Raw genomic sequence first — 20,876 nt, forward strand, 5'->3', positions numbered from 1 at the left:
GGATCGTTACCGGTTCAGGGCACGGGGAGGTTCGGTGTAGATGGGATCATCGACGAAACCGCCGCCCTGCCACTTGGCTTGCGATGATCCCCGATCAGGAATGCCGGGATTGCGTTCCAGTTCCGAGCGGTAAATCTCCGAACTGTCCTTCGGAACCCAGCCCAGATAGGCGGAAGCGGAATTATCCCACCATTTCGGCTGATTGTCCGACACGCCCCAGATTGTCGGGCAACCGAGATAGGGAACCTTGAAGACCCTCTCCGCGAGCGAAGCCATGTCGTCGAAACTCAGCCAGATCGACAGCATCCGCACCGTCGTCGGCCTGGGCCAGCAGGCCCCGATACGGACGATCGCCGTCTCCTGGCCGAATTTGTGAAAATACATCTGCGCCAGACCCTCGCCGAAGCATTTCGAGGCGCCATAAAGGCCGTCGGGCTTGGTCGGCTGATCGACGCCGATGAACTGGTCCTGCCGGTAGAAGCCGACGGTATGGTTGCTGCTGGCGAACAGGATGCGCGGTTTACCGTGCTTTCGCGCCGCTTCGTAGAGATTGTGCAGACCGCGGATATTGCTGTCGAGAATGCTGGCAAAGGTGTTTTCGGAAGGAACGCCGCCGAAATGCAGGATACCGTCGCACCCTTCCACCATGCGCAGGACGGCATCGGAATCCGCCAGGTCGCAGGCAAACGGCTCCTCGTCGGCCGCGGCATCGTCCAGTGGTGCGATATCGGAAATGCGGATGATCTCCGCCAGGTGCCCGAGCCGCTGGCGCATGGCCTTGCCCATGTTGCCGGCCGCCCCGGTGATCAGAAGCCGCTTCATCCCCATTCCTCCTCGATATGCTGCCTGCAATCTAGAAGGTGCCCAGAAGGGGCGTCAACTCATAATATGACTTAAGGACCTAAATAGGATGCCAGGGCATTGACTGCCCGGCGTCGAGATCAAAAGAACGCGAAATGCGTTGTTTTATCGGCCCGTATCGATTGACGAAGGTTATCTTTTCGGTCTTCATATAGCGCAGCAGTCATGTGACGTCATACTCTCACTTGAGTGCCTGGATGGAGGAACCCCAGATGAAATGGATGAAGCATGTGGCTCTGGCCACGGCTCTGACGCTGTCTGCGCCGATCGGCGCATACGCAGATACCCCCGCCGACCAGCTGATCGTCGGCCTCAGCATGAACAATATCCTGACCCTCGACCCGGCGGCGATTTCAGGTCGCGAGGCGACAGGCGTCATCGCCAATCTCTATGACACGCTGGTGGAACTCGCCCCGGACAAGAAGACCGTCAATCCGGGCCTTGCCAGCTCCTGGACGGTGGCGGATGACGGCTCGATCACCTTCACGCTGAGGGATGGCGCAAAGTTCACGTCCGGCAATCCGGTCCGGGCCGAAGACGTCGTCTGGTCGATCAAACGTAATATCAGCCTCGGCCTGGTCGGGGCGGGCGTCTGGTCGTCCTTTGGTTACAAGGCTGGCAATATCGACCAGCTGCTGACGGCCGACGGCAACAAGATCACCCTCAAGCCGGCTCAGCCGACCGATCCGCAGCTCACGCTCGACATTTTTGGCAAGCCGGATGCCAGTGCGGTCATCGACATGAAGACCGCCATGAGCCACGAGACAAACGGCGACAAGGCAGCGGCCTGGCTGAAGATCAATGCCGCCGGTTCCGGTGCCTTCAGCCTGACGCGCTGGTCCTCCAACGAAATGCTCATCCTGACGCGTTTCGACGATTATTGGGGCGAAAAGCCCAGGATGAAGCGCGTGATCTTCCGGCACATGCCGGAATCCCAGACCAAGCGGCTGATGCTGGAAAAAGGCGACGTGGACGTCGCGATCGGCCTTTCGGTTCCCGATATCGCCGCGCTCGGTAAGAACAAGGACGTCGAGGTGCAGAGCACACCGAGCTCGGGCTTCTATTTCCTCGCCGTGAGCATGAAGGACGAGCGCTTCAAGAACCCGGACGTGCGCCTCGCGATCCGGTATCTGATCGACTACGACGGCATCAACAAGACGATCATGCCGAACTACGGCACCAAACGTCTTCGCCCGGTCGCCGAAGGCGTCATCGGCAGCTTGGCCGATCCGGACTACAAGGTCGACGTCGCCAAGGCCAAGCAACTGCTTGCCAAGGCGGGTTATCCCGATGGCTTCCCGGTCAGGCTCCTGACGCTCAACGAGCCGCCTTTCACGGACACCGCCACCGCGATTCAGGCAACGCTTGCCCAGGCCGGCATCAAGGCCGAAATCGTCCAGGGCGCTGGCGACCAGATCTATGGCCCGATGCGCGAGCGCAAGTTCGAAATGCTCGTCGGTCGCGGCGGCGGCGGTCAGGAGCCGCATCCGCATTCCAACCTGCGCGCCCTCGTCATCAACCCGAACAACGCCGACGACGCCAAGCTCAGCGGCATCATCGGCTGGCGCACGTCCTTCTTCGACCAGCAGCTGAACGACATGTCGGCTAAGGCACTGGTAGAGCGTGACCAGGCGAAGCAGAAGACGGCCTATGAAGACATTCAGAAGCGATACGAGGAACTCGTTCCTGCGCTGCAGCCGATCTCGGCGGTTGTCGACAGCGTCGTCTATCGTGCCGACGTCAAGGGCTATGTGAACCACTACGGGTGGACGGTTCGCCTGCGCAGCGTGTCCAAGCAGCGCTGACCACTCAAGCTATCAGTCCCTCCCAGGACGAACGCCCGCAACCTCGGTTGCGGGCGTTTTTTATGGGCTGCGAACGCGCGGCCGCGGACACGAAAAAGCCGGCAGGTTGGACCTGCCGGCTGATGCGCTCGGGGAGAGGGTTGGAGAGGAGGACGCCTATTCGGCCGCCTGCACCCCGAGAGCGCCATTGCGATAGGGCTCGCAGAGAGCCTCCATCATCTTGATTTCTTCGGCGGTCAGGTCGGTCAAAGGAGCGCGAACCGAACCGGTATCGAAGCCCATCAGCCGCACGCCGGCCTTGATGGCGGAAACCGCGTAGCCCTTCTGGCGGTTGCGGATCTCCATGAACGGATAGAAGAAATCGATGAGGATCTGGTTGGTGGCGGCCGTATCGCCGGCGCGGAGCGCCTTGTAGAACGTCTGGGCCAGCGCCGGAACGAAGTTGAAGACCGCCGACGAATAGGTGGTGACGCCGGCGCCAAGATAGGCGTCCGCAAAAAGCTCGGCCGTCGGCATGCCGCCGAGATAGGTCAGCCGGTCACCCATGACCGCGGTGATCTTGCGCACCAGGCCGATGTCACCGGAACCGTCCTTGAAGCCGACCAGGTTGGGGCAGGCCTCGCAAAGGCGGGCCAAGGTCTCGGCCGTCAGGATCGAGTTGTCGCGATTGTAGACCATCACGCCGATGCCGACCGACTGGCAGACGGTCTTGATATGCTGGTAGAGGCCTTCCTGGCTGGCATCCATCAGGTAATGCGGCAGCAGCAGGATGCCGTCGGCGCCGGCCTTTTCGGCAGACTTGGCGATCGAGACGGCGATGCGCGTGCCATAACCGCAGCCGGAAACGATCGGCGTGCTGCCGGCCGAAGCCTTGGCGGCGGTGATGATCTCCGGAATTTCGGAGGGCTCCAGTGAAAAGAACTCGCCCGTGCCGCCGGCGGCAAACAGCACCGAAGCATCGAAACCGGCCAGCCAGCCGACATGCTGCTCATAGGCCTTGCGGTTGAAGAGGCCATCCTTGCCAAAAGGCGTAACGGGGAACGACAGGAGGCCGGCGCCGAGCGCGTGCTTCAGTTCATTTGGATCCATAGACATGACAGTCCCTTCCTGGTTGATTTCCAGAAGGCTACCAAGTCATATGATGACTGTCAATAGTTGTATTATCTTTGTGGGAAACTCACGGGCGCCGTATCAGCGAGCGATAGCGCTGCTGGCTCCCCTTGAGATGCATGCGCATGGCGTCGCGAGCAGCCGAATCATCGCCATCCGTGATTGCGCGGGCGATGCGGGCATGTTCATCCTGGATCTGGGCCAGGTATTCGGGCGGCGAAATCTCGACCTCGCCCTCCTGCAGCAGCGATCGCGGAATCATCTGCTTGCCGATCGCTTCCAGGAGCTCCCGGAAACGCGGGTTGTTGGTCGCATCCGCGATGGCAAGATGGAAAGCCCGATCGCTTTCAACCGTTGCCGCACCGGCAGCGATCTGCCGCTTGATCGTTTCGAGACATTCGAAGATCAGCTCCTGCTGTGCCGGCGACGAGCGAACGGCGGCAAGGCCCGCGGCCTCGATCTCGATGGCAGCACGGACTTCCAGCATCTCGATGATCGAGGAAACGCGGCTGGCATCCACGGTGCGGAAGCCGCCCTGCAGCCCGGCTTGCGTCGCCAGCACGAAGACGCCGACGCCATGGCGGACCTCGACGAGGTTATCGGCCCGCAACGAGGCGATCGCCTCGCGGATGACCGTGCGGCTGACCTCGTATTGCTGGGTCAGTCCGCTTTCCGTGGGCAGTTTGTCACCGGGTTTCAACGCGCCACTCGTGATCGCATCCCGCATCCGCCGACCAACCGTCTCGACCAGGTTGCGGCCTTTTCGCGAGGGCATTTCCCCGGTGATGTTATCTGCTCTCTTCAATGTCCGCCCGCTCTCTCGCTTTGCCATTTCAGCCACTTAGAGGGGTAAAACCTGCCCGTGTTGTCAAGCACCGGGCAAGAATTTTATTGACGCCCGGCCACGGACCTATAGTATGAGATGACCTATGAGGTATGATGACACTGCGGACCGACGCATATTTACCGTCGACCCGTCCACGAGGGAAGAATGCTCAAGAGACTTCTTTTAACCGGCGCCGCGGGTGGTGTCGGCCGGGCAATCCGGCCGATGCTGAGGGAGATCGCCGAACATGTCGTGCTGTCGGATATCGGTGAGATCGCCGATGCGGGCGTGGGCGAAACCTTCGTTCAATGCGATCTGGCGGATGCCGCGGGTGTCGCCAAACTGGTCGAAGGCGTCGACGGCATCATTCATCTCGGCGGCATTTCCCTCGAAAAGACGTTCGACCTCATCGTCCAGGGCAATATCGTCGGCCTCTACAATATCTACGAAGCCGCCCGCCACAACGGCCGGCCGCGCATCGTCTTCGCAAGCTCCAACCACGTCGTCGGCTACTATCGGTGCGATGAAAGGCTGGACAACACCGTCGTGCCGAAGCCGGACTCGCTCTACGGGGCTTCGAAGGTTTTCGGAGAGGCGATTGCCAGCCTCTATTTCGAAAAATTCGGGCAGGAGACTTTGTCCGTCCGCATCGGTTCGTGTTTCGAAAAGCCGGCCAACACGCGCATGCTGGCGACCTGGCTCAGCTATCGTGATTTCTTTTCCCTCTGCCGGCGCGCCTTTGCTGCGCCGCGGATCGCACACACCATCGTCTACGGCGCCTCTGCCAACGACGAGCAGTGGTGGGACAACCGCAATGCCGCTTTCCTCGGCTGGAAACCCGAGGATACATCCGCAAGGTGGCGCGTCGAAGTGGAAACGGCGGCCGGCAGGCAAGACCCGACCGATCCTGCCGTCATCTATCAAGGCGGCGCCTTCGCCTCGGCCGGCCATCCGGACGATGCGTGAACGACAGGCTTCCGCCGCCCGACGGGCGGATCCGATCCGGCCCTCGCCGGGTCCCGACATGAAATGGCGGAGGTTCGTCCCTCTGCTTCTGACAGGAGGAATTTCGTGAAGATCGTAGACGTCAATGTGCGCGTATTCTCCCATACCACGCGCCGTCACCAGGATACCGCCGGCCATGCCCATCCTGGCCCGCCGCACAAGGTCAACCTGGCGCTGCTGACCATCGTCGACGACGACGGAGCGGAAGGCTATTGCTTTGCCGCGCCGGAAGTCGTTCGCCCGCACGTGATCGACAAGTTCGTCAAGAAGGTGCTGATCGGCGAAGATCCGTTCGCCCGCGAACGGCTGTGGCAGGACCTCGCTCACTGGCAGCGCGGCAGCGCGATGCAGTTGACCGACCGGACGCTCGCGATCGTCGATTGCGCCCTGTGGGACCTTGCCGGCCGCAAGCTCAACATGCCGGTCCACAAACTGATCGGCAGCTACCGCGAAAAGATCCCGGCCTATGGCTCGATCATGTGTGGCGACGAGCTGGAGAACGGCCTCGCGACGCCGGAAGATTATGGCCGGTTTGGCGAAACGCTCGTCAGGCGCGGCTACAAGGGCATCAAGCTGCACACCTGGATGCCGCCGGTCTCCTGGGCGCCGGATGTCAAGATGGATCTCAAGGCCTGCGCCGCGGTCCGCGAGGCGGTCGGCCCCGACATTCACCTGATGATCGATGCCTTCCACTGGTATACCCGCACGGAAGCGCTGGAACTCGGCAGGGGCCTCGAAAAGCTCGGCTTCGACTGGATCGAGGAGCCGATGGACGAGCAGAGCTCGGCCTCCTATGCCTGGCTTGCGGAAAACCTCGACATTCCGGTCCTCGGTCCGGAAAGCGCCGGCGGCAAACATTTCAGCCGCGCCGAATGGATCACCTCGAAGGCCTGCGACATCCTGCGCACCGGCGTCCATGACGTTGGCGGCATCAGCCCGGCGATGAAGACCATGCATCTCGCCGAATCCTTCGGCATGAACTGCGAAATCCATGGCAATGGCGCTCCGAACCTGATCGTCGCGGCCTGCACCAAGAACGCAAAATGGTACGAGCGCGGCCTGCTGCACCCGTTCCTCGAATATGACGACGGCTTCGAATACCTGAACGCCCTGGTCGATCCGATGGACGAAGACGGTTTTGTTCATATTTCCGACAAGCCGGGCATGGGCGAAGACATCAACTTCGACTTCATCAACGCCAATCTGGTCGAGTGAACCGTTTATTCTGCCTCCCAAGCTTGTCGTCCGTGATTGGATCCTCGGGTCGAGCCCGAGGATGACGACGGAGAGGGTGTGCCGGGTCCAAAGCAAGCAACGCAATGGGCCAAAACGGTACTTTTGGGAGAGTGAGCTCCCCACACACTCGTCATCCTCGGGCTCGACCCGAGGATCCAATCACCGAAAATCAAAAGCCTTCGGCCAACACTCCGGAGCCCCGCGCAGTCGCCTGCCGTGGCTTTTCAAAGATCGGAGAGCCCACACGAATGCGGAACCTCATAGTAAAATAATAATATGGCTCCGCATTCGCGTGGCCTTCGGCGTCTTGTCGAGGCTTCCGGCCTCTACAGGTGATCATCTCGCCTCGCTGCGTGGCTTTATTCGCGCCCATCCTTTCGGGACAGGCCTGCCACTTGCACGGCTCAACCGAACCGGACATGGCTGTCCGGGGGAGGCTTGATAGGAATGGTCGTCTTGCAACGAGCATTCCATGGCTTTCACCTCTTCCACCTTTCCCGCACGTTACGGTTCCGATGAAAGCGCCGGCCTCCGCCTGCCCGCGAACGTCTCGCGAAACACTCCGGCGACGGAAGCGAGCGGATTGTAGGCATGGGTTCAAAGGGCGGGGATGATGATGCGGTTAAGTCATTGGAGATGCTGGAGGGTGGCGATCAATTATCCACGAGCAAACATGGAATGACAGCATTGGACGGCGCACCCTGCCATACCCCCCTCTGTCCTGCCGGACATCTCCCCCTCAAGGGGGGAGATCGGCCAGAAGCAAGGTCTTGTCCCATCAAAAGCCCTGAGCTTGCCGAACTCCACTCCCTGCCAGCTTCCTGTCGCCGCACAAATCAAAGAGGTTCCGCTGAGCACGCCTCCTTCGATCTCCCCCCTTGAGGGGGAGATGCCCGGCAGGGCAGAGGGGGGTGCCTCGCGGCATACTCGGCCTCGGCCAGATCCAACCCCGCTTTTCGCGAAGGACCTGCCTTCCAACCCACCTCACATCACCCGATCGAGCCAGTCCATCGCATGGTCCTGCTGGTCAACCGGAAATGCATGAGCAGCACCGGGCCAAAGCCTCGTTTCGAGGCAGCGCTCCGCATCGGCGGCCGCCCAGATCGCATGAAGTTGCTCTTGCGCTGCCAGGGCGGCAGGCTGCGGAAAATGCCGGTCTTCGGCGCCGCTGAAGATCAGCGTGGGTTTCGGCGCGGCAAGCCCTGCAAAATGCGGATAATCGATCTTTCCGGCGATCGGCGGATGCAGCATGGAAAAGGCCGACTGGCCGCGAAGCTGGTTGTTGCCTGGCTGCATGAGGCCCTGCAGCGTCCCCATCCAGCCGCCGGCGACACAGGCCCTGACATCGTCCGAAAGTGCGGCCACCTGCCAGGCGCGCGAGCCGCCCATCGAATAACCGAAGCTCGCCACACGGTTTCCATCGACGCCGGGCAGCGCGCGAAGCCATGACATGGCCTCGAGGTCTTCGAGCAGGATGACGGAGGCGTAGGAAACGCCGAACTGCATGAGATTGGCCGCCAGCGCCTGCTGCGATTCGTAACCATTGCCTTTCCGGCTGCCCCAGCCGAGCGCGTCGGCGCAAAGCACGGTGTAACCGCGCCGGGCGAGTTCGTTGCCGACATGCCGGCCGCCATAAAGTTTCGCCGCCCATCGATCCGCGTCCGCTGCGATCTCGGAAACCTCGCTGGAGCGGCGGATCATCTTCTCCTTGCCGATCGAGAAGAACGAGCCGTGATCGTGCAGCAGCAGCACGGCAGGCATGACGCTGTTGGTATCCGGACGAAGGAGATAGGCTCTCGTCGTTTCGCCGTTCGAAAAGCCAAGTTCGAGCTCTTGGGCCCTGCATCCGTCTTCAGCCCACTCTGTGACGACCGACGCGCTCGCGGGCGCGATCCGCCCGACGCCGAGTGCGTGGCGCACGTTGTTCCGTGTGCGGTCCTGCCAGTCCGGAAAGCTTTCCACAGCCGGTTGGAAATTCCAGTCGAATGAGAGGTTGTCGCGCAGCCTCGCCGCGAGGCTGGACATGTTCTCGCTGTCGATCATTGCTGTTGCCGCAGCCGTTCGAGCATCCGGTCGCGGCTGTCGCCAAGGTGCTTGCGCATCGCCCCGCGCGCGCCTTCCACGTCGCGGGCTTCGATTGCCTTGAGGATGGCACGGTGTTCTTCATTGACGCGTGCGAGATGCACGGAGAGGCTCGCGTCATCGACCGCATGTGTCGAAAGCCGCATGCGCGGCATCAAGGTCTCGCCGAGATAGTTGAAGATACGGAAAAAATGCTCGTTATGGCTGGCGGTGGCAACGGCGCGGTGGAAATCGAAATCCGCCTGCGTGTCCCGGCTTGCACGGCGGACGGCGACATCCATCGCCTTGCAGGCCGCGGTCATCGCCTGGATATCCGCCTGGGTCCGCCGGTCAGCGGCAAGCGCTGCCGCTTCGGACTCGATGCCGATGCGCAGTTCGAGGCCCTTTACCAGGTTTTCGACCAGCATCAGGTTTTCGTCGCCAAGGCGGAAAGGCGTCACACCCGCGTCCTGGCGAACGAAGACACCGATCCCATGATGGATCGAGACGAGGCCGCTTGCCCGAAGATTGGCGATCGCCTCCCGGACAACCGTCCGGCTGACGCCCAGCTCGTCGATCAGCGCCTTTTCCGTCGGAAGCTTCGACCCGCGCGGATAGTCCCCAAGCTTGATACGCTCGGCGATCGTGCGAACCACCTGCGAACTCAGGGTCTCCCTGCGGCGCCAGGTAGAAGATGGGGCTTCGGCTGTCATCGGGCACTCCATGGCGTCTCAGATGCGAAAACTCAGACAGCTTGGTCGTATTCGAGGCTCGCCTGGATCAGTTCCCGGGCATAGGGATCCTGGGCCTGGCCTGTCGCCAGCACGTCTCGGCTCATCACCTCGACCACGCGACCATGCTGCATGACCGCCAGCCGCTCGCACATATGATCGATCACCGCAAGATCATGGGAAACGAAGAGATAGGTCAAGTTGCGTTTTGCACGCAGATCGGCGAGCAGATTGAGCACTTCCGCCTGTACCGAGACGTCGAGCGCCGAGGTCGGCTCGTCGAGAAGCAGGATGCGCGGCTCGAGAATGAGTGCGCGCGCGATCGCCACGCGCTGGCGCTGGCCGCCGGAAAGTTCGTGCGGATAACGCGACAGGAAGGCCGGATCGAGGCCGACATCGATCAGAGCCCGCTCCATGCGTTCGACCTGGCGGTCCATGCGATGGATGCGGAGCGGCTCCTGAAGCGCCGTGCGGATCGACTGGCGCGGATGGAGCGAACCGTAGGGATCCTGGAACACCATCTGGACCGTGCGGCAATATTCGACGAAGGGCATGTCGTTGACCGATCGCCCCTCGAGCTGGATATCGCCTTCCCAGACGTTCAGGAGACGGGCGATGCAGCGCAGGATGGTCGACTTGCCGGAACCGGACTCGCCGACAAGCCCGAAGGATTCGCCGGCTTCGACCGAAAAGCAGACGTCGCCGAGAATACGCTTCTTTGCGAGACCATAGCCGAGATCGATCGAGAGATTGCGGACGTCGATGGCGGTCATGCGCGCACCTCTTTGGTCTCTGTGGAGATGGTTTGGCGGTTCAGGACCGGAAGCGGCTTCCGGCTGCCGCCGATATGCGGCTGTGCGGCAAGCAATCCTTGGGTATAGGGATGCGTGCAGTTGCGCATGTCCCGGGCCGCCCGTTCCTCGACGACCTCGCCATGGCGCATGACCATAACGCGGTCGCAGAAATTGCGCACCAGGTTGAGGTCGTGGCTGATCATGATGAGGCCGATGCCCTTGTTGGTCACCAGCTCGTTCAGGATGTTGAGCACCTGCATGCGCACGGTGACGTCGAGCGCGGAGGTCGGCTCGTCGGCGATGATGATCTGCGGCTCGGGGATCAGCATCATGGCGATCATGATGCGTTGGCCCATGCCGCCCGAGACTTCATGCGGATAAAGGCCGAACACCCGTTCCGGATCGCGGATCTTCACCGCCTCCAGCATTTCCAGCGTCTTCTGCTTCGCCGCCTGGGCCGATGCCCTGCTGTGAACCCGGTAGGCCTCGGCGATCTGGTCGCCGACGCGGTGTACCGGGTTAAGCGAGAATTTCGGGTCCTGGAGGATCATCGAAATGCGTCGGCCGCGGATCGTCAGCATCTGCTTTTCGGTGGCGGAGAGAAGGTCGGTGCCGCCGAAATCCATGCGGTCGGCCTCGATCTTCGCGGTCGGCAGGAGCTTCAGCAGCGCCCGGCCGATCGTCGACTTGCCGGAGCCGGATTCGCCGACGATGCCAAGCCGCTCGCGGCCGAGATCGAAGGAGACGCCCTTGACGACGGTGTTGTAGGCCTTGCCAGCGCGATAGCTGACGCGGAGATTTTCGACCTTCAGGAGTGCCTGGCTGTTGTCCATGGGGAAAATCCTAACGCTGTTTCGGATCCAGCGCGTCGCGCAGGCCGTCGCCGAGAAGGTTGAAGGCAAGGCTGACAAGCAGGATGGCGCCGCCCGGGAAGGCGACCAGCCACCAGTTGTCCAGCATGTAGCGCCGGCCGGTGGCGATCATCGCTCCCCATTCGGGCAGCGGCGGCTGCGCTCCGAGCCCGAGGAAACCGAGGCCGGCCGCGGTCAGGATGACGGTCGCCATCGAAAGCGTGATGCGCACCAGAACAGAAGGAAGGCACATCGGCATGATCGACTTGATGATGATGCGCAGTGACGACGCGCCCTGCATGCGCGAGGCCGAGATATAATCGGCACCGCGGAAGGTCAGCGTTTCGGCGCGTGCCAGGCGGGCAATCGGCGGCCAGGTGGTGAGCCCGATGGCGATGATCGCATTTTCGAGGCCGGCGCCGAGGGCTGCCACGAAGGCAAGCGACAGGATGAGGCTCGGGAAGGACAGGAAGATATCGGTGATACGCATCATGATCGTGTCGTACCAGCCGCCGAAATAACCGGCCGTCGTGCCGACCAGCAGCCCGATCGGGCCGACGATGACCGACACGATGGTGATGATCGTCAAGCTGATGCGCGTGCCGTAGATGATGCGGCTCATGACGTCGCGGCCGAGCTCGTCGGTTCCGAACCAATGCTCGGCGCTCGGCGGCTTCAGCGTGTTGCCGAGATCGATGACATTCGGGTCATAGGGCGCGATCAGCGGCGCGACGATCGCCGTCAGCACCAGAATGGTGATGACCACGAGGCCGAAGCCCGAAGACGGGTTGCCGAGAAGCTCGCGGATGACGGCCAGCAGCCGGCGGAAGGCCGAATTTGGGTTTGAGCGAGTACCGTTCATGGCCACGTCCTGCATGTCGAGAGATTGAGCTGCCATGTCACCGCGTCCTCGGATCGAAGATCTTGTAAAGCGCGTCGGAAAGCAGGTTGAGCGCAATGAAGATGATGCCGACCAGCAGCACGCAGGTCATCACAGCGTTCATGTCGCCGATCAGCATGTTGTTGGTGATGTATTGGCCGAAGCCCGGCCAGGAGAACACGGTCTCGATGAGCACCGCCCCTTCCAGCAGGCTGCCATAGGCGAGCGCCACGATCGTCACCAGCTGCACCCGGATATTCGCGAACGCGTGGTGCCAGATGGTGCGGCCCTTCGACAACCCCTTCACCCGCGCCGTGGTCACGTATTCCTGGTTGAGCTGGTCCAGCATGAAACTGCGAGTCATGCGGGTGATATAGGCCATCGACGAATAGCCGAGGATGCTCGCCGGCAGCAGCAGATGGTTGACGGCATCCCGGAAGACCTCCCAGTCGCCGGCGATGATCGCATCGATCAGCAGGAAACCGGTCGTTTCCGGCACGAGGCCGATATAATAATCCGACAGACGGCCGCCGCCGCCGACCAGATCCAGCGCCGCATAGAAGATGATCAGGCCGATCATGCCGGTCCAGAAGATCGGCATGGAATGGCCGATCAGGGTGAGGAAGCGGATGATGTGGTCGACCGGCCGGTTGCGGCGCACGGCGGCCAGAATGCCGAGCGGAATGCCGAGGCCCGCCCCGACGATGATCGCAAAGGTCGCAAGCTCGATCGTTGCCGGCATGACATGCAGGATGTCGTTGATGACCGGCTGCCCTGTCCGGATCGACGTCCCGAAATCGCCATGAGCCAAATCGTTCACGTACCGGAAAAACTGCTGGTAGAGAGGAAGGTTGGCGCCGATCCGTTCCGCGACCATGTTGTATGTGGCCTGGTCGGCCTCTTCGCCGACAATGGCGCGGACCGGATCGACGGGCATCAGCCGTCCGATGCAGAAGGTCAGGATCAGCAACCCGAGAAGGGTTGCCAATATGGTGCCGGCCTGCCGCGTGAAAGCGGTGAGACGCTCGTTGTTCATGGGACTTCCTCAGAACCGTACCGGATGCCGCGGCGCTGCAAGACCAGGAGGCCTACGCCGCGGCAGCCGACGATTATCGTTCTTTCTTGACGGTGCGAAGCTGGGTGGACCAGGACGGGTTCAGTTCGAGACCCTTGATGTCGGCCCGGAAACCGACGCTGTCGACCACTTCCGAGAAGGGCTGGATCGCCGGCACCATCTCCGCGTAATAGGTCTGGATGTCCTGATATTCCTTGATCTGTTTGTCCTTGTTGCCTTCGACGAGCGCGTCATCGATCATCTTGTTGATCTTCTCATCATAAAAGGACGTGCGCCAGCCCTGGAAGTTCGTCAGCTTCGCCTCATCCGCATTGTTGGGATTGTAGACGATGGCGCGGAAGTTCGAGTCCGGATGCGGCAGCTGGCCGCCGCCGCCGCGGCCGACGACAAGCTCATATTTGCGTTCGCGCATCGCGCCGTAGATCTGGTCGCCGGAGCCGGTGACGATCTCGGCCTTGATGCCGGCCTGCGCCAGCGTCGCCTGGATGGCGGTCGCAAGGCTCATGAACGGCACGTCGGAAATGGCGCGCAGCGTGGTCGAGAAGCCGTTCGGATAACCCGCCTCGGCAAGCAGCGCCTTGGCCTTTGCGACATCGAGCTTATAGCCCGCATTCGGCAAGGCGCCGAAAATGCCCGCCGGAACGGGACGATCGCGCAGCTTGCCGAAATAGGGCAGTACGCTGTCGTTGAGGCCCTGGTAGTCGATGAGATAACGCAGCGCCTCGCGAACCTTCGGCTTCTGGAACTTCTCGTCCTTCATGGAGACGGCGAGATAATAAAAGCCGCTGCCGCCATTCGTCTGGATCTTGACGTCCTTGTTGGCTTCCAGAGCCTTCAGGTCGGCCGCCGACATGGAATAGGCAATGTCGATATCACCCTTTTCGAGCATCAGCCGCTGGCTCTGCGATTCCGCCAGATGGCGCATCATGATCCGGCGCAGGGTCGGCTTTTCGCCCCAGTATTTCGGGTTCTGCTCGAGCGTGACACGCTCGTTCGACTGCCACTGGCTGAGCGTGAACGGACCGGAGCCGGCGGAGTTGTTGGTGAGCCACGCGGCGCCCATATCGCCGTTCTTGTCGTGCTCCATGACCGCCTTCATATCGAGGATGGAGCCGGGACCGACAATCCCAAGCGTCTGCACGATGATCTGCGGATCGACCTTCTTCGGCAGTTTGATGACGACCGTGCCGTCGTCGGGAGCGGTGAAACTTGCGTCGGCATTGGCCGCGGAGAAGCCGTGGGTTTTGAGGAACGACGCCTGGGCCAGGTTGAGCTTCATCAAGCGCTTGAAGGACCAGACCACATCCGCCGACGTGACCGGGTTTCCGGAAGCGAAGGTCGCCCCCTTGCGCAGCTTGAAGGTGATCGAGCCGTTGTCGTCGGCGATCGTCCAGCTTTCCGCCAGCTGCGGATCGACCTGGGCGCGATTGACGGCATCGAGCGCCACAAGGTTATCATATATGTTTGTGAGAACCTGTACGGTCTCCTTGCCGGTAATGGCAGCGGGGTCGAGCGTCAGGATATTGGTCATCGAGAAGCCGACGACCAGCATATTGGGCGGGGTTTCGGCGTGGGCAGGCTGGAAAAGCAGGGTGGAACCGAGCAATACCGGTCCCACTATTCTCAATAGCGGCTTCATGGCCGTCCTCCCTTGGATTGCCGGTCTCCTCCCGGCAGATAGATAATAGCGACCCAAGAGATATGATGTCTTACGACACGTGTCAATCCAAAATGCCGCCTTTCCTACTCGCAGCGCAGTGGCTGAGGGCAGGCACCAGACATGTTTTCGAATCTGCTTTCTGAAGCAGAGGAGGCAATCGCATATGAGGATGTATGGCGGCGCGGCATTCGTAACCCTCCCCCTTGTGGGGAGGGTGGCCGGCAGGCGGGAGGGGTTTTTGCGGGGGCGAAGGCCCCTCCCCAACCCCTCCCCACAAGGGGGAGGGGCTCCTCGCGCCGCCGCACGTTCCATATGCGATCGCCTGCCGGACGCTGGGCTTAGCCGCGCGGCTGATCAGCCGGCCATGTCGAAAATCGAGGCGGCGATGAAGCGCTCCTGATCGCTGCCGTAGTTGTAATAATAGACGCTCAGCAGCTTCCCATCCGGCCTGACGACCGTTCGCGGATAACCGAGGTCGGACATGCCGCCGTCGTCGCGGATGATGATATCCTCGCTCCAGGTCTTGCCCTCGTCGGAACTCACCCGGGCGCGCAGGCCAAAAGGCGCGTCGCGATAACCGAACATAAGCACCAGCCGGCTATCCTTCAACCGGTTCAGCGTCGGCGGATTGCCGGCGTAACCCGTATTCGGCACCGGCCGGCCGATCAATTCCCAGGTCTTGCCCTCGTCGCCGGAGGTATAGGCATCGATCCAGGCCTTGCGGTCCGGCCCGCGGCTTGCCGTCGAGCAGCGCACCAGCGTCAGCACCTTGCCGTCCTTTAGCCGGATCGACGCAGGCATGATCGCAAAACCTTCTGGTTCCTCTCCGACAAAACCTTCGAACGTAAAACTCTTGCCACCGTCGCGGGTGCGGATGCAGAAGACTTGGCCTTCCTTGCCGTCCCGCTTGGCGGCGCTCAACAGGAAGAGCGCGTCGTGCTTGCCGAGCGGCACGATGTCGGTGCGCGCCGAAATGCCAGGCAGGCCGAAATCGCCGAGCCGGTAGGGCCCTCGCCACGTCCTCGCCCGGTCGTTCGAGACATAGAACCAGCTGATCGCCCCACCCAGCAGGCCGGTGCGGGCGCACATGACGATCGTTTCAGGATCGGTGAAATCGATCGGCTGGTCGAGCGGGCGAATATCCCGGTCGATGTCGATCTTCGACTGCGCTTCGAGTTCAGGCAGGACATGCTCGTCGCCGGAAAGCGTCTGGCTGCCGGGCACGAAGGCGTTGAACCGCTCGATCGTCCAGGTCTCGCCGCCATCCATGCTGCGGGCCTGCACCGGAATGAACGGTCGGGTCTTGTCGCGCGCATGCAGGTTCTCCGCCTCGCCGCGGAAACCTTGGACAAAGATCGTCACCGCTTCCTCGCCCCAGAGCCACAGGCCGTAATTGGCCGGCCATGCGGCGAATTCGCCCGGTTTACGGTAGACTTCCACGTTCTTGGTCTGATCTGACTTGGCCACAGGCATCCTCCTTGCCGCCGGAGCGGCTCATTCATCTTTTGATTGATCGATCAACCCTTGACGCCGCTGGTCACTGCGCCGTCGATCACATGCCGCTGCGCCAGCAGGTAGACGATGATGACCGGCAGGGTGATGAGCGTCGCCATCGCCATGACGACGTTCCAGCGTGCATCCGGCCCGCTCTGCAGCAGCTGCAGGCCGATCTGCAGGGTGGCCATCTCCCGGTGCGAGTTGAGGATAAGCGGCCAGACGAAGTCGTTCCAGGCGCTCTGAAAGCTCAAGACGCCGAGCACGGCGAGCGACGGCCGGGCCAGCGGCAGCAGGATGCGCCGGAAGATTGTGAACGGAGACGCACCGTCGAGCTTGGCGGATTCCTCGTATTCCATCGGGATGCGGGTGAAGAACTGCCGCATCATGAAGATCCCGAAAGGTGTCGCCGCAGTCGGCAGGATCATGCCCCAATAGGTGTTGAGAAGGCCGGTGCCGCCATTGCCGAGCCAGTCGTTGCCGCCGGCGAAGGGTATCTTCTGGACGATCAGGAAGACGGGAACGATCTGGCTCTGCGCCGGCACCATCAACAGGCCGACGACCAGCGCGAAGATCAGGTTGCGGCCGGAAAACTGCATGCGGGCAAGCGCGTAACCGGCCAGCGAGCAGAAGACGAGGTTCGAAACGGTCGAGCCCAACGCGTAGATCAGACTGTTCACCAGCTGCCGGCCGGCATCCGGCGACGTCATGGCATCAAGGTAGTTCTGCCATCGCAGACCGTCCGGAACGAAACTCGGTGGAAACCGGAAGATTTCCTGGTCGCCCTTGAACGAGGTCGAGACCATCCAGAGGAAAGGCATCACTGTGGCGAGCGCTGCAAACAGCAGCAGCAGGTAACCGATGACGTTCATCACGTCGAAGCGCGGGAACTCCCGGCCACGGCGGCGGGCCATGATCTGTCGTTCCATCGCGGCGGGCTGTGCAAGGTCGGTCATGCGTCTTTCCTCCGCATGATCCGGGTCCCGATGATCGAGAACACCAGGATGGTCAGGAAGAGTATGGTCGACATCGCCGCGCTATAACCGAACTCGGTATAGCCGAAGGCCGTCTGGTACATCTGGTAGACGACGGTTTCCGTCGAGCCGAGCGGCCCGCCCTGGGTCATCACGTAGATCGCGCCGAACACCTGGAAGGTCTGCACGATCAGGATGATCAGCAGGTAGAAGGTGACGGAACTCAGCATCGGCACGGTGATGCGCAGGAAGATATCCTTGCCCTTCGCCCCATCGAGACGTGCCGCCTCATAGAGGTCGTTCGGGATATCCTGAAGACCGGCCAGATAGATGATCATCGCGGTGCCGAAGTCGCGCCAGATCGCCATGATGATCAGCGCGTTCATTGCTAGGTTCGGGTTCTGCAACCATGGCTGGGGTGGCAGGCCGACCCGGGTCAGGACACCGTTGAGCGGCCCGGCATAGGGCTCGTAGACATAAGCCCAGACGACAGCGGCCGCGATCAGCGAGGTCAGAACCGGCAGGTAGAAGATCGTCCGGAAAGCCATGCGCCCCGGCACTTTTTGATTGAGCGCGACCGCTGCCAGCAGGCCGAGCAGCATGGTCGGAAAGGTCACGCCGATCGTATAGTGAATCGTGTTGCCGACCGCCTGCTGAAAGCGGGTGTCATTGAACAGCTTGGTATAGTTGTCGAAGCCGATGAAACTCGTCGGCTTCAGGAACGAGACGTCCGTGAAGCTCATCAACAGCGTCGCCACCGCCGGCAGCAGCAGCGACAGGAAGAGGATGACGAGCGCGGGTGCGAGGAATGCGTAGGCGCTCCAGTTCTGGTGAAAACTGACCGTTTTGACCGGTCTGGATGTCGAATTCTGAAGCGCCATAACCTGCTCCTCAGCTCTTTTTGAGCAATGTCTGCACTTCGTCCGCGGCCGCCTTCAGCGCCTTGTCGGGCGTGTTCTTCTGGAAAATGACTTCCTGAACGCCACGCGCGACGAGCGTCATCATGCGGGGGAAGACCGGCGTTGCCGGCGCGGTCGGCGGGGCGTAGCTCGCGGTCTTGATGAACTTGGAAAGATAGGGGTCGGCCTGCACGTCCTTGTTCTGCTGGGCGGACTTCAGGGCCGGCACGTTCTTGCTGGCGACCGCGAAGGCGATCTGCTGTTCCGGCGACATCGCAAACTCGACGAGCTTGAGGGCCGCTTCCTGGTTCGGTGCACCTGCCCGGACGGCGAAGCAGAAGGGATCGACAAGCGATGTGAACCCACCGCTTTCCTTCGGGAAGGGAACGACGTCGAATTCGACGCCGGCCTTCAACGCGTTATTGGTGGAGTAGTTGCCGGCGATCAGCATCGCGGCGCGTCCCTGGTTGAACGGGTTCGCCATGCCGCCGGGGCCGACGCCGAAGCCCGCATCGGTGATCTTGTCGGTGACGACGAGGTCTTGCAGGAAGGTCAGTGCCTTGACGCCTTCCGGACCGGCAAAACCCGGCGCCGACAGATCCGCCGTCAGCAGCGAACCGCCCGCACCCTGCAGCAGCAGCGTGAAGAGCTCGAAGGCTTCAAGGTCGTTCTGGTAGAGCTGGATGCCGGACACCTGCAGCATGCCGCCACCCGGGCGCTTGGTGACGGCCTTTGCCCATTCGCGAAGCTCGGCCCAGTTCTGCGGCCCCTTGTCGGGGTTGAGGCCCGCTTCGCTGATGAGCTTGCGATTGATGCCAAGACCGCGCGAGGTGCCGTAGAGCGGCATGGAATACTGGCCGCCGTCGGCACGGCCGTAGGCGAGCAGCGAGGGGTCCAGATCGGCCGTCTTTACATTCGGAAGCGCCTTGCCGAGTTCGACGAGCTTCTTGCCGGAAGCATAGGTGAGATTGTAGTCCCAATGCTGAACGATCAGGTCCGGGCCGGTATTGCCGTTGATCGCCGTCAGCATCTTTTCATTGAGCTGCGACGGTTCTGCATAAAGGCTGGATTGCAGCGCGACTTCCGCATGGGCGGTCTTGAAAGCGGCTTCGAGCGCTTCGCCGGCGGCCTTCTTGCTGCCTGCGAGCTGAGACCAGAAAACCAGTTGCTGGTCCGCCGCAAGCGCCCGGCCGGAAACCGACATCAGGATCGGCAGGCTGGCGAGACCGGCAGCGGTGCCTGACAGAAATGCGCGGCGTGTGGGCTTCATGGAATGCATGACATCATTCTTCATCGTAAACTCCTCCCGATTTATCGACGACGATTTAGTTTCTGCTGACCGTAATCCCTGCAGCGTCAAAGACGTGGATATTCGCCGCATCGCAATAAACGTTCAGCGCCCGGCCCGGCTCGACGACCTGGTCGCCGGCAAACACGCAGGTGAAATTCTGACCCTCGATCGCGCTGTGAACGATCGTCTGGGCACCCAGCCTCTCGACCGATCGCGGCACGACGCCGATCTTCACCAGCGGCTCGCTGCCGGCCGGATGCGGCGCCAGGAATTCCGGACGAATGCCGAGAACGACCTCCTCGCCGATCTTGAGGCGCTTTGCCAGTCCGTCGATCACGATCGTCCCGATGCCGTTGGCTTCGAAGGAATAATATTCGCTTTCGATCGCCTTCACCTTGCTGCGCAACATGTTCATCGGCGGGCTGCCGATGAAGCCCGCGACGAAACGATTGACCGGCTTGTGATAAAGGTCCATCGGCCTGCCGACCTGCTCGACGCGGCCGCCGTTCAACACCACGATCCGGTCGGCCATGGTCATCGCCTCCAGCTGGTCATGGGTGACGTAGACCATGGTGGCGCCGAGCTCCTTGTGGAGCTGGGTGAGCTCTGTGCGCATCTCAATGCGCAATGCCGCGTCGAGATTGGAAAGCGGCTCGTCCATCAGAAAGATTTTCGGCTTGCGGACGATCGCTCGGGCGATCGCGACGCGCTGTCGCTGGCCGCCCGAAAGCTTCGACGGTTTGTCCTTCAGCCGGGTGGAAAGCTGCACCGTGCCGGCAGCCTTCTCGACCTGCTGGCGGATGTCGCCCTTCGAGCGGCGCTCCATCTGCAGCGGAAAGGCGATGTTGTCGTAGACGCTCATATGCGGATAGAGCGCGTAGGACTGAAACACCATCGCAACGCTGCGCGTGCCAGCCGGCCGGCGGGTCACGTCGTCCGGACCGATTCTGATCGCGCCGTCGCTGATCGGATCGAGCCCCGCGATCAGGCGCAGCAGCGTGGACTTGCCGCAACCGGACGGGCCGACGAAAACCGCAAATTCTCCGTCCTCGATGGCAAGCGATACGTCCGTAATGGCGTCGAACGCCCCGTAGCTTTTCGAAACGTTGGATAACTCCAGCCGCGCCAAGCTCGGTCCTCCCTGAATTGCCTCTCCCAAAGCGTCAGAATGCCTGACAGCTTCACCATGCAACAAAAATTCGAACCTGTAAACATGTTGTTCGACAACTTCTATGAAAACTGATATGATCAGTTATACATTAAGAGGGGCGCACATATGGAGATCGGCCACCAAGATGTATGATGGCCAAGGCAAAACGCCGA

Annotated in this window: 18 protein-coding genes; 3 read left to right on the top strand and 15 right to left on the bottom strand. The window is 61.6% G+C overall.

All coding sequences use genetic code 11. The features are described from left to right. Positions 1-6 precede the first annotated feature (6 nt). Positions 7-822 (bottom strand): NAD-dependent epimerase/dehydratase family protein, encoded by an 816-nt coding sequence (locus tag ACZ9IU_RS19740; protein WP_038546161.1) that lies wholly within the window; start codon positions 820-822, stop codon positions 7-9. A gap of 260 nt (positions 823-1,082) precedes the next feature. Between ACZ9IU_RS19740 and ACZ9IU_RS19745 the strand changes: the two genes are divergently transcribed. Next, positions 1,083-2,666: an ABC transporter substrate-binding protein gene (locus tag ACZ9IU_RS19745; RefSeq protein ID WP_038549724.1), complete on the top strand. Its 1,584-nt coding sequence runs from the start codon at positions 1,083-1,085 to the stop codon at positions 2,664-2,666. A gap of 156 nt (positions 2,667-2,822) precedes the next feature. Here the strand turns inward: ACZ9IU_RS19745 and kdgD are convergent, their stop codons facing one another. Then, entirely contained in the window at positions 2,823-3,755 is a 933-nt protein-coding gene (gene kdgD, locus ACZ9IU_RS19750; protein ID WP_038546164.1) for a 5-dehydro-4-deoxyglucarate dehydratase, read from the bottom strand. 88 nt (positions 3,756-3,843) lie between these two features. Then, positions 3,844-4,551: a FadR/GntR family transcriptional regulator gene (locus tag ACZ9IU_RS19755; protein WP_051899845.1), complete on the bottom strand. Its 708-nt coding sequence runs from the start codon at positions 4,549-4,551 to the stop codon at positions 3,844-3,846. Between the two features lie 216 nt (positions 4,552-4,767). On the opposite strand from ACZ9IU_RS19755, the gene ACZ9IU_RS19760 reads away from it, so the two are divergent. Then, positions 4,768-5,568 (top strand): NAD-dependent epimerase/dehydratase family protein, encoded by an 801-nt coding sequence (locus ACZ9IU_RS19760; protein WP_038546167.1) that lies wholly within the window; start codon positions 4,768-4,770, stop codon positions 5,566-5,568. A gap of 105 nt (positions 5,569-5,673) precedes the next feature. Continuing rightward, positions 5,674-6,822 carry a mandelate racemase family protein gene (locus ACZ9IU_RS19765; RefSeq protein ID WP_038546170.1) on the top strand — a complete coding sequence of 383 codons (1,149 nt, stop codon included), beginning with the start codon at positions 5,674-5,676 and terminating at the stop codon, positions 6,820-6,822. Between the two features lie 1,005 nt (positions 6,823-7,827). On the opposite strand, the gene ACZ9IU_RS19770 is transcribed toward ACZ9IU_RS19765, so the two are convergent. From ACZ9IU_RS19770 to ACZ9IU_RS19825, 12 genes are all read right to left on the bottom strand, one after another. Continuing rightward, positions 7,828-8,886, bottom strand: a complete 1,059-nt coding sequence (locus ACZ9IU_RS19770; RefSeq protein WP_038546173.1) for a dienelactone hydrolase family protein — start codon at positions 8,884-8,886, stop codon at positions 7,828-7,830. Then, positions 8,883-9,617: a FadR/GntR family transcriptional regulator gene (locus ACZ9IU_RS19775; protein WP_038546177.1), complete on the bottom strand. Its 735-nt coding sequence runs from the start codon at positions 9,615-9,617 to the stop codon at positions 8,883-8,885. Before ACZ9IU_RS19775 ends, ACZ9IU_RS19770 begins: the two co-directional genes overlap by 4 nt. A gap of 32 nt (positions 9,618-9,649) precedes the next feature. Beyond that, complete coding sequence (locus tag ACZ9IU_RS19780; protein WP_038546180.1) at positions 9,650-10,408, bottom strand: ABC transporter ATP-binding protein; 759 nt, start codon at positions 10,406-10,408, stop codon at positions 9,650-9,652. Next, positions 10,405-11,262: an ABC transporter ATP-binding protein gene (locus ACZ9IU_RS19785; protein WP_038546183.1), complete on the bottom strand. Its 858-nt coding sequence runs from the start codon at positions 11,260-11,262 to the stop codon at positions 10,405-10,407. The genes ACZ9IU_RS19780 and ACZ9IU_RS19785 overlap by 4 nt, the downstream gene beginning before the upstream one ends. 10 nt (positions 11,263-11,272) lie before the next feature. Then, the gene (locus ACZ9IU_RS19790) at positions 11,273-12,157 is read right to left on the bottom strand and encodes an ABC transporter permease (protein ID WP_437179061.1); all 885 of its coding nucleotides are present in this window, start codon (positions 12,155-12,157) and stop codon (positions 11,273-11,275) included. 22 nt (positions 12,158-12,179) lie between these two features. Beyond that, complete coding sequence (locus ACZ9IU_RS19795; protein WP_038546186.1) at positions 12,180-13,196, bottom strand: ABC transporter permease; 1,017 nt, start codon at positions 13,194-13,196, stop codon at positions 12,180-12,182. Positions 13,197-13,269: 73 nt separating this feature from the next. Continuing rightward, on the bottom strand, positions 13,270-14,874 hold the full coding sequence (locus ACZ9IU_RS19800) for an ABC transporter substrate-binding protein (RefSeq protein ID WP_038546188.1): 1,605 nt from the start codon (positions 14,872-14,874) through the stop codon (positions 13,270-13,272). Positions 14,875-15,249: 375 nt separating this feature from the next. After that, the gene (locus tag ACZ9IU_RS19805; RefSeq protein WP_244447445.1) at positions 15,250-16,362 is read right to left on the bottom strand and encodes a sialidase family protein; all 1,113 of its coding nucleotides are present in this window, start codon (positions 16,360-16,362) and stop codon (positions 15,250-15,252) included. 50 nt (positions 16,363-16,412) lie between these two features. After that, positions 16,413-17,345 carry a carbohydrate ABC transporter permease gene (locus ACZ9IU_RS19810; RefSeq protein ID WP_051899846.1) on the bottom strand — a complete coding sequence of 311 codons (933 nt, stop codon included), beginning with the start codon at positions 17,343-17,345 and terminating at the stop codon, positions 16,413-16,415. After that, positions 17,342-18,244 carry a carbohydrate ABC transporter permease gene (locus tag ACZ9IU_RS19815; protein ID WP_038546195.1) on the bottom strand — a complete coding sequence of 301 codons (903 nt, stop codon included), beginning with the start codon at positions 18,242-18,244 and terminating at the stop codon, positions 17,342-17,344. The genes ACZ9IU_RS19810 and ACZ9IU_RS19815 overlap by 4 nt, the downstream gene beginning before the upstream one ends. 10 nt (positions 18,245-18,254) lie before the next feature. Next, positions 18,255-19,556, bottom strand: a complete 1,302-nt coding sequence (locus tag ACZ9IU_RS19820) for an extracellular solute-binding protein (RefSeq protein ID WP_038546198.1) — start codon at positions 19,554-19,556, stop codon at positions 18,255-18,257. 31 nt (positions 19,557-19,587) lie between these two features. After that, a complete protein-coding gene (locus tag ACZ9IU_RS19825) occupies positions 19,588-20,682 on the bottom strand; it encodes an ABC transporter ATP-binding protein (protein ID WP_038546201.1) in 1,095 nt (364 codons plus the stop codon). Positions 20,683-20,876 lie beyond the last annotated feature (194 nt).

This window comes from Mesorhizobium sp. USDA 4132 (assembly GCF_056279545.1).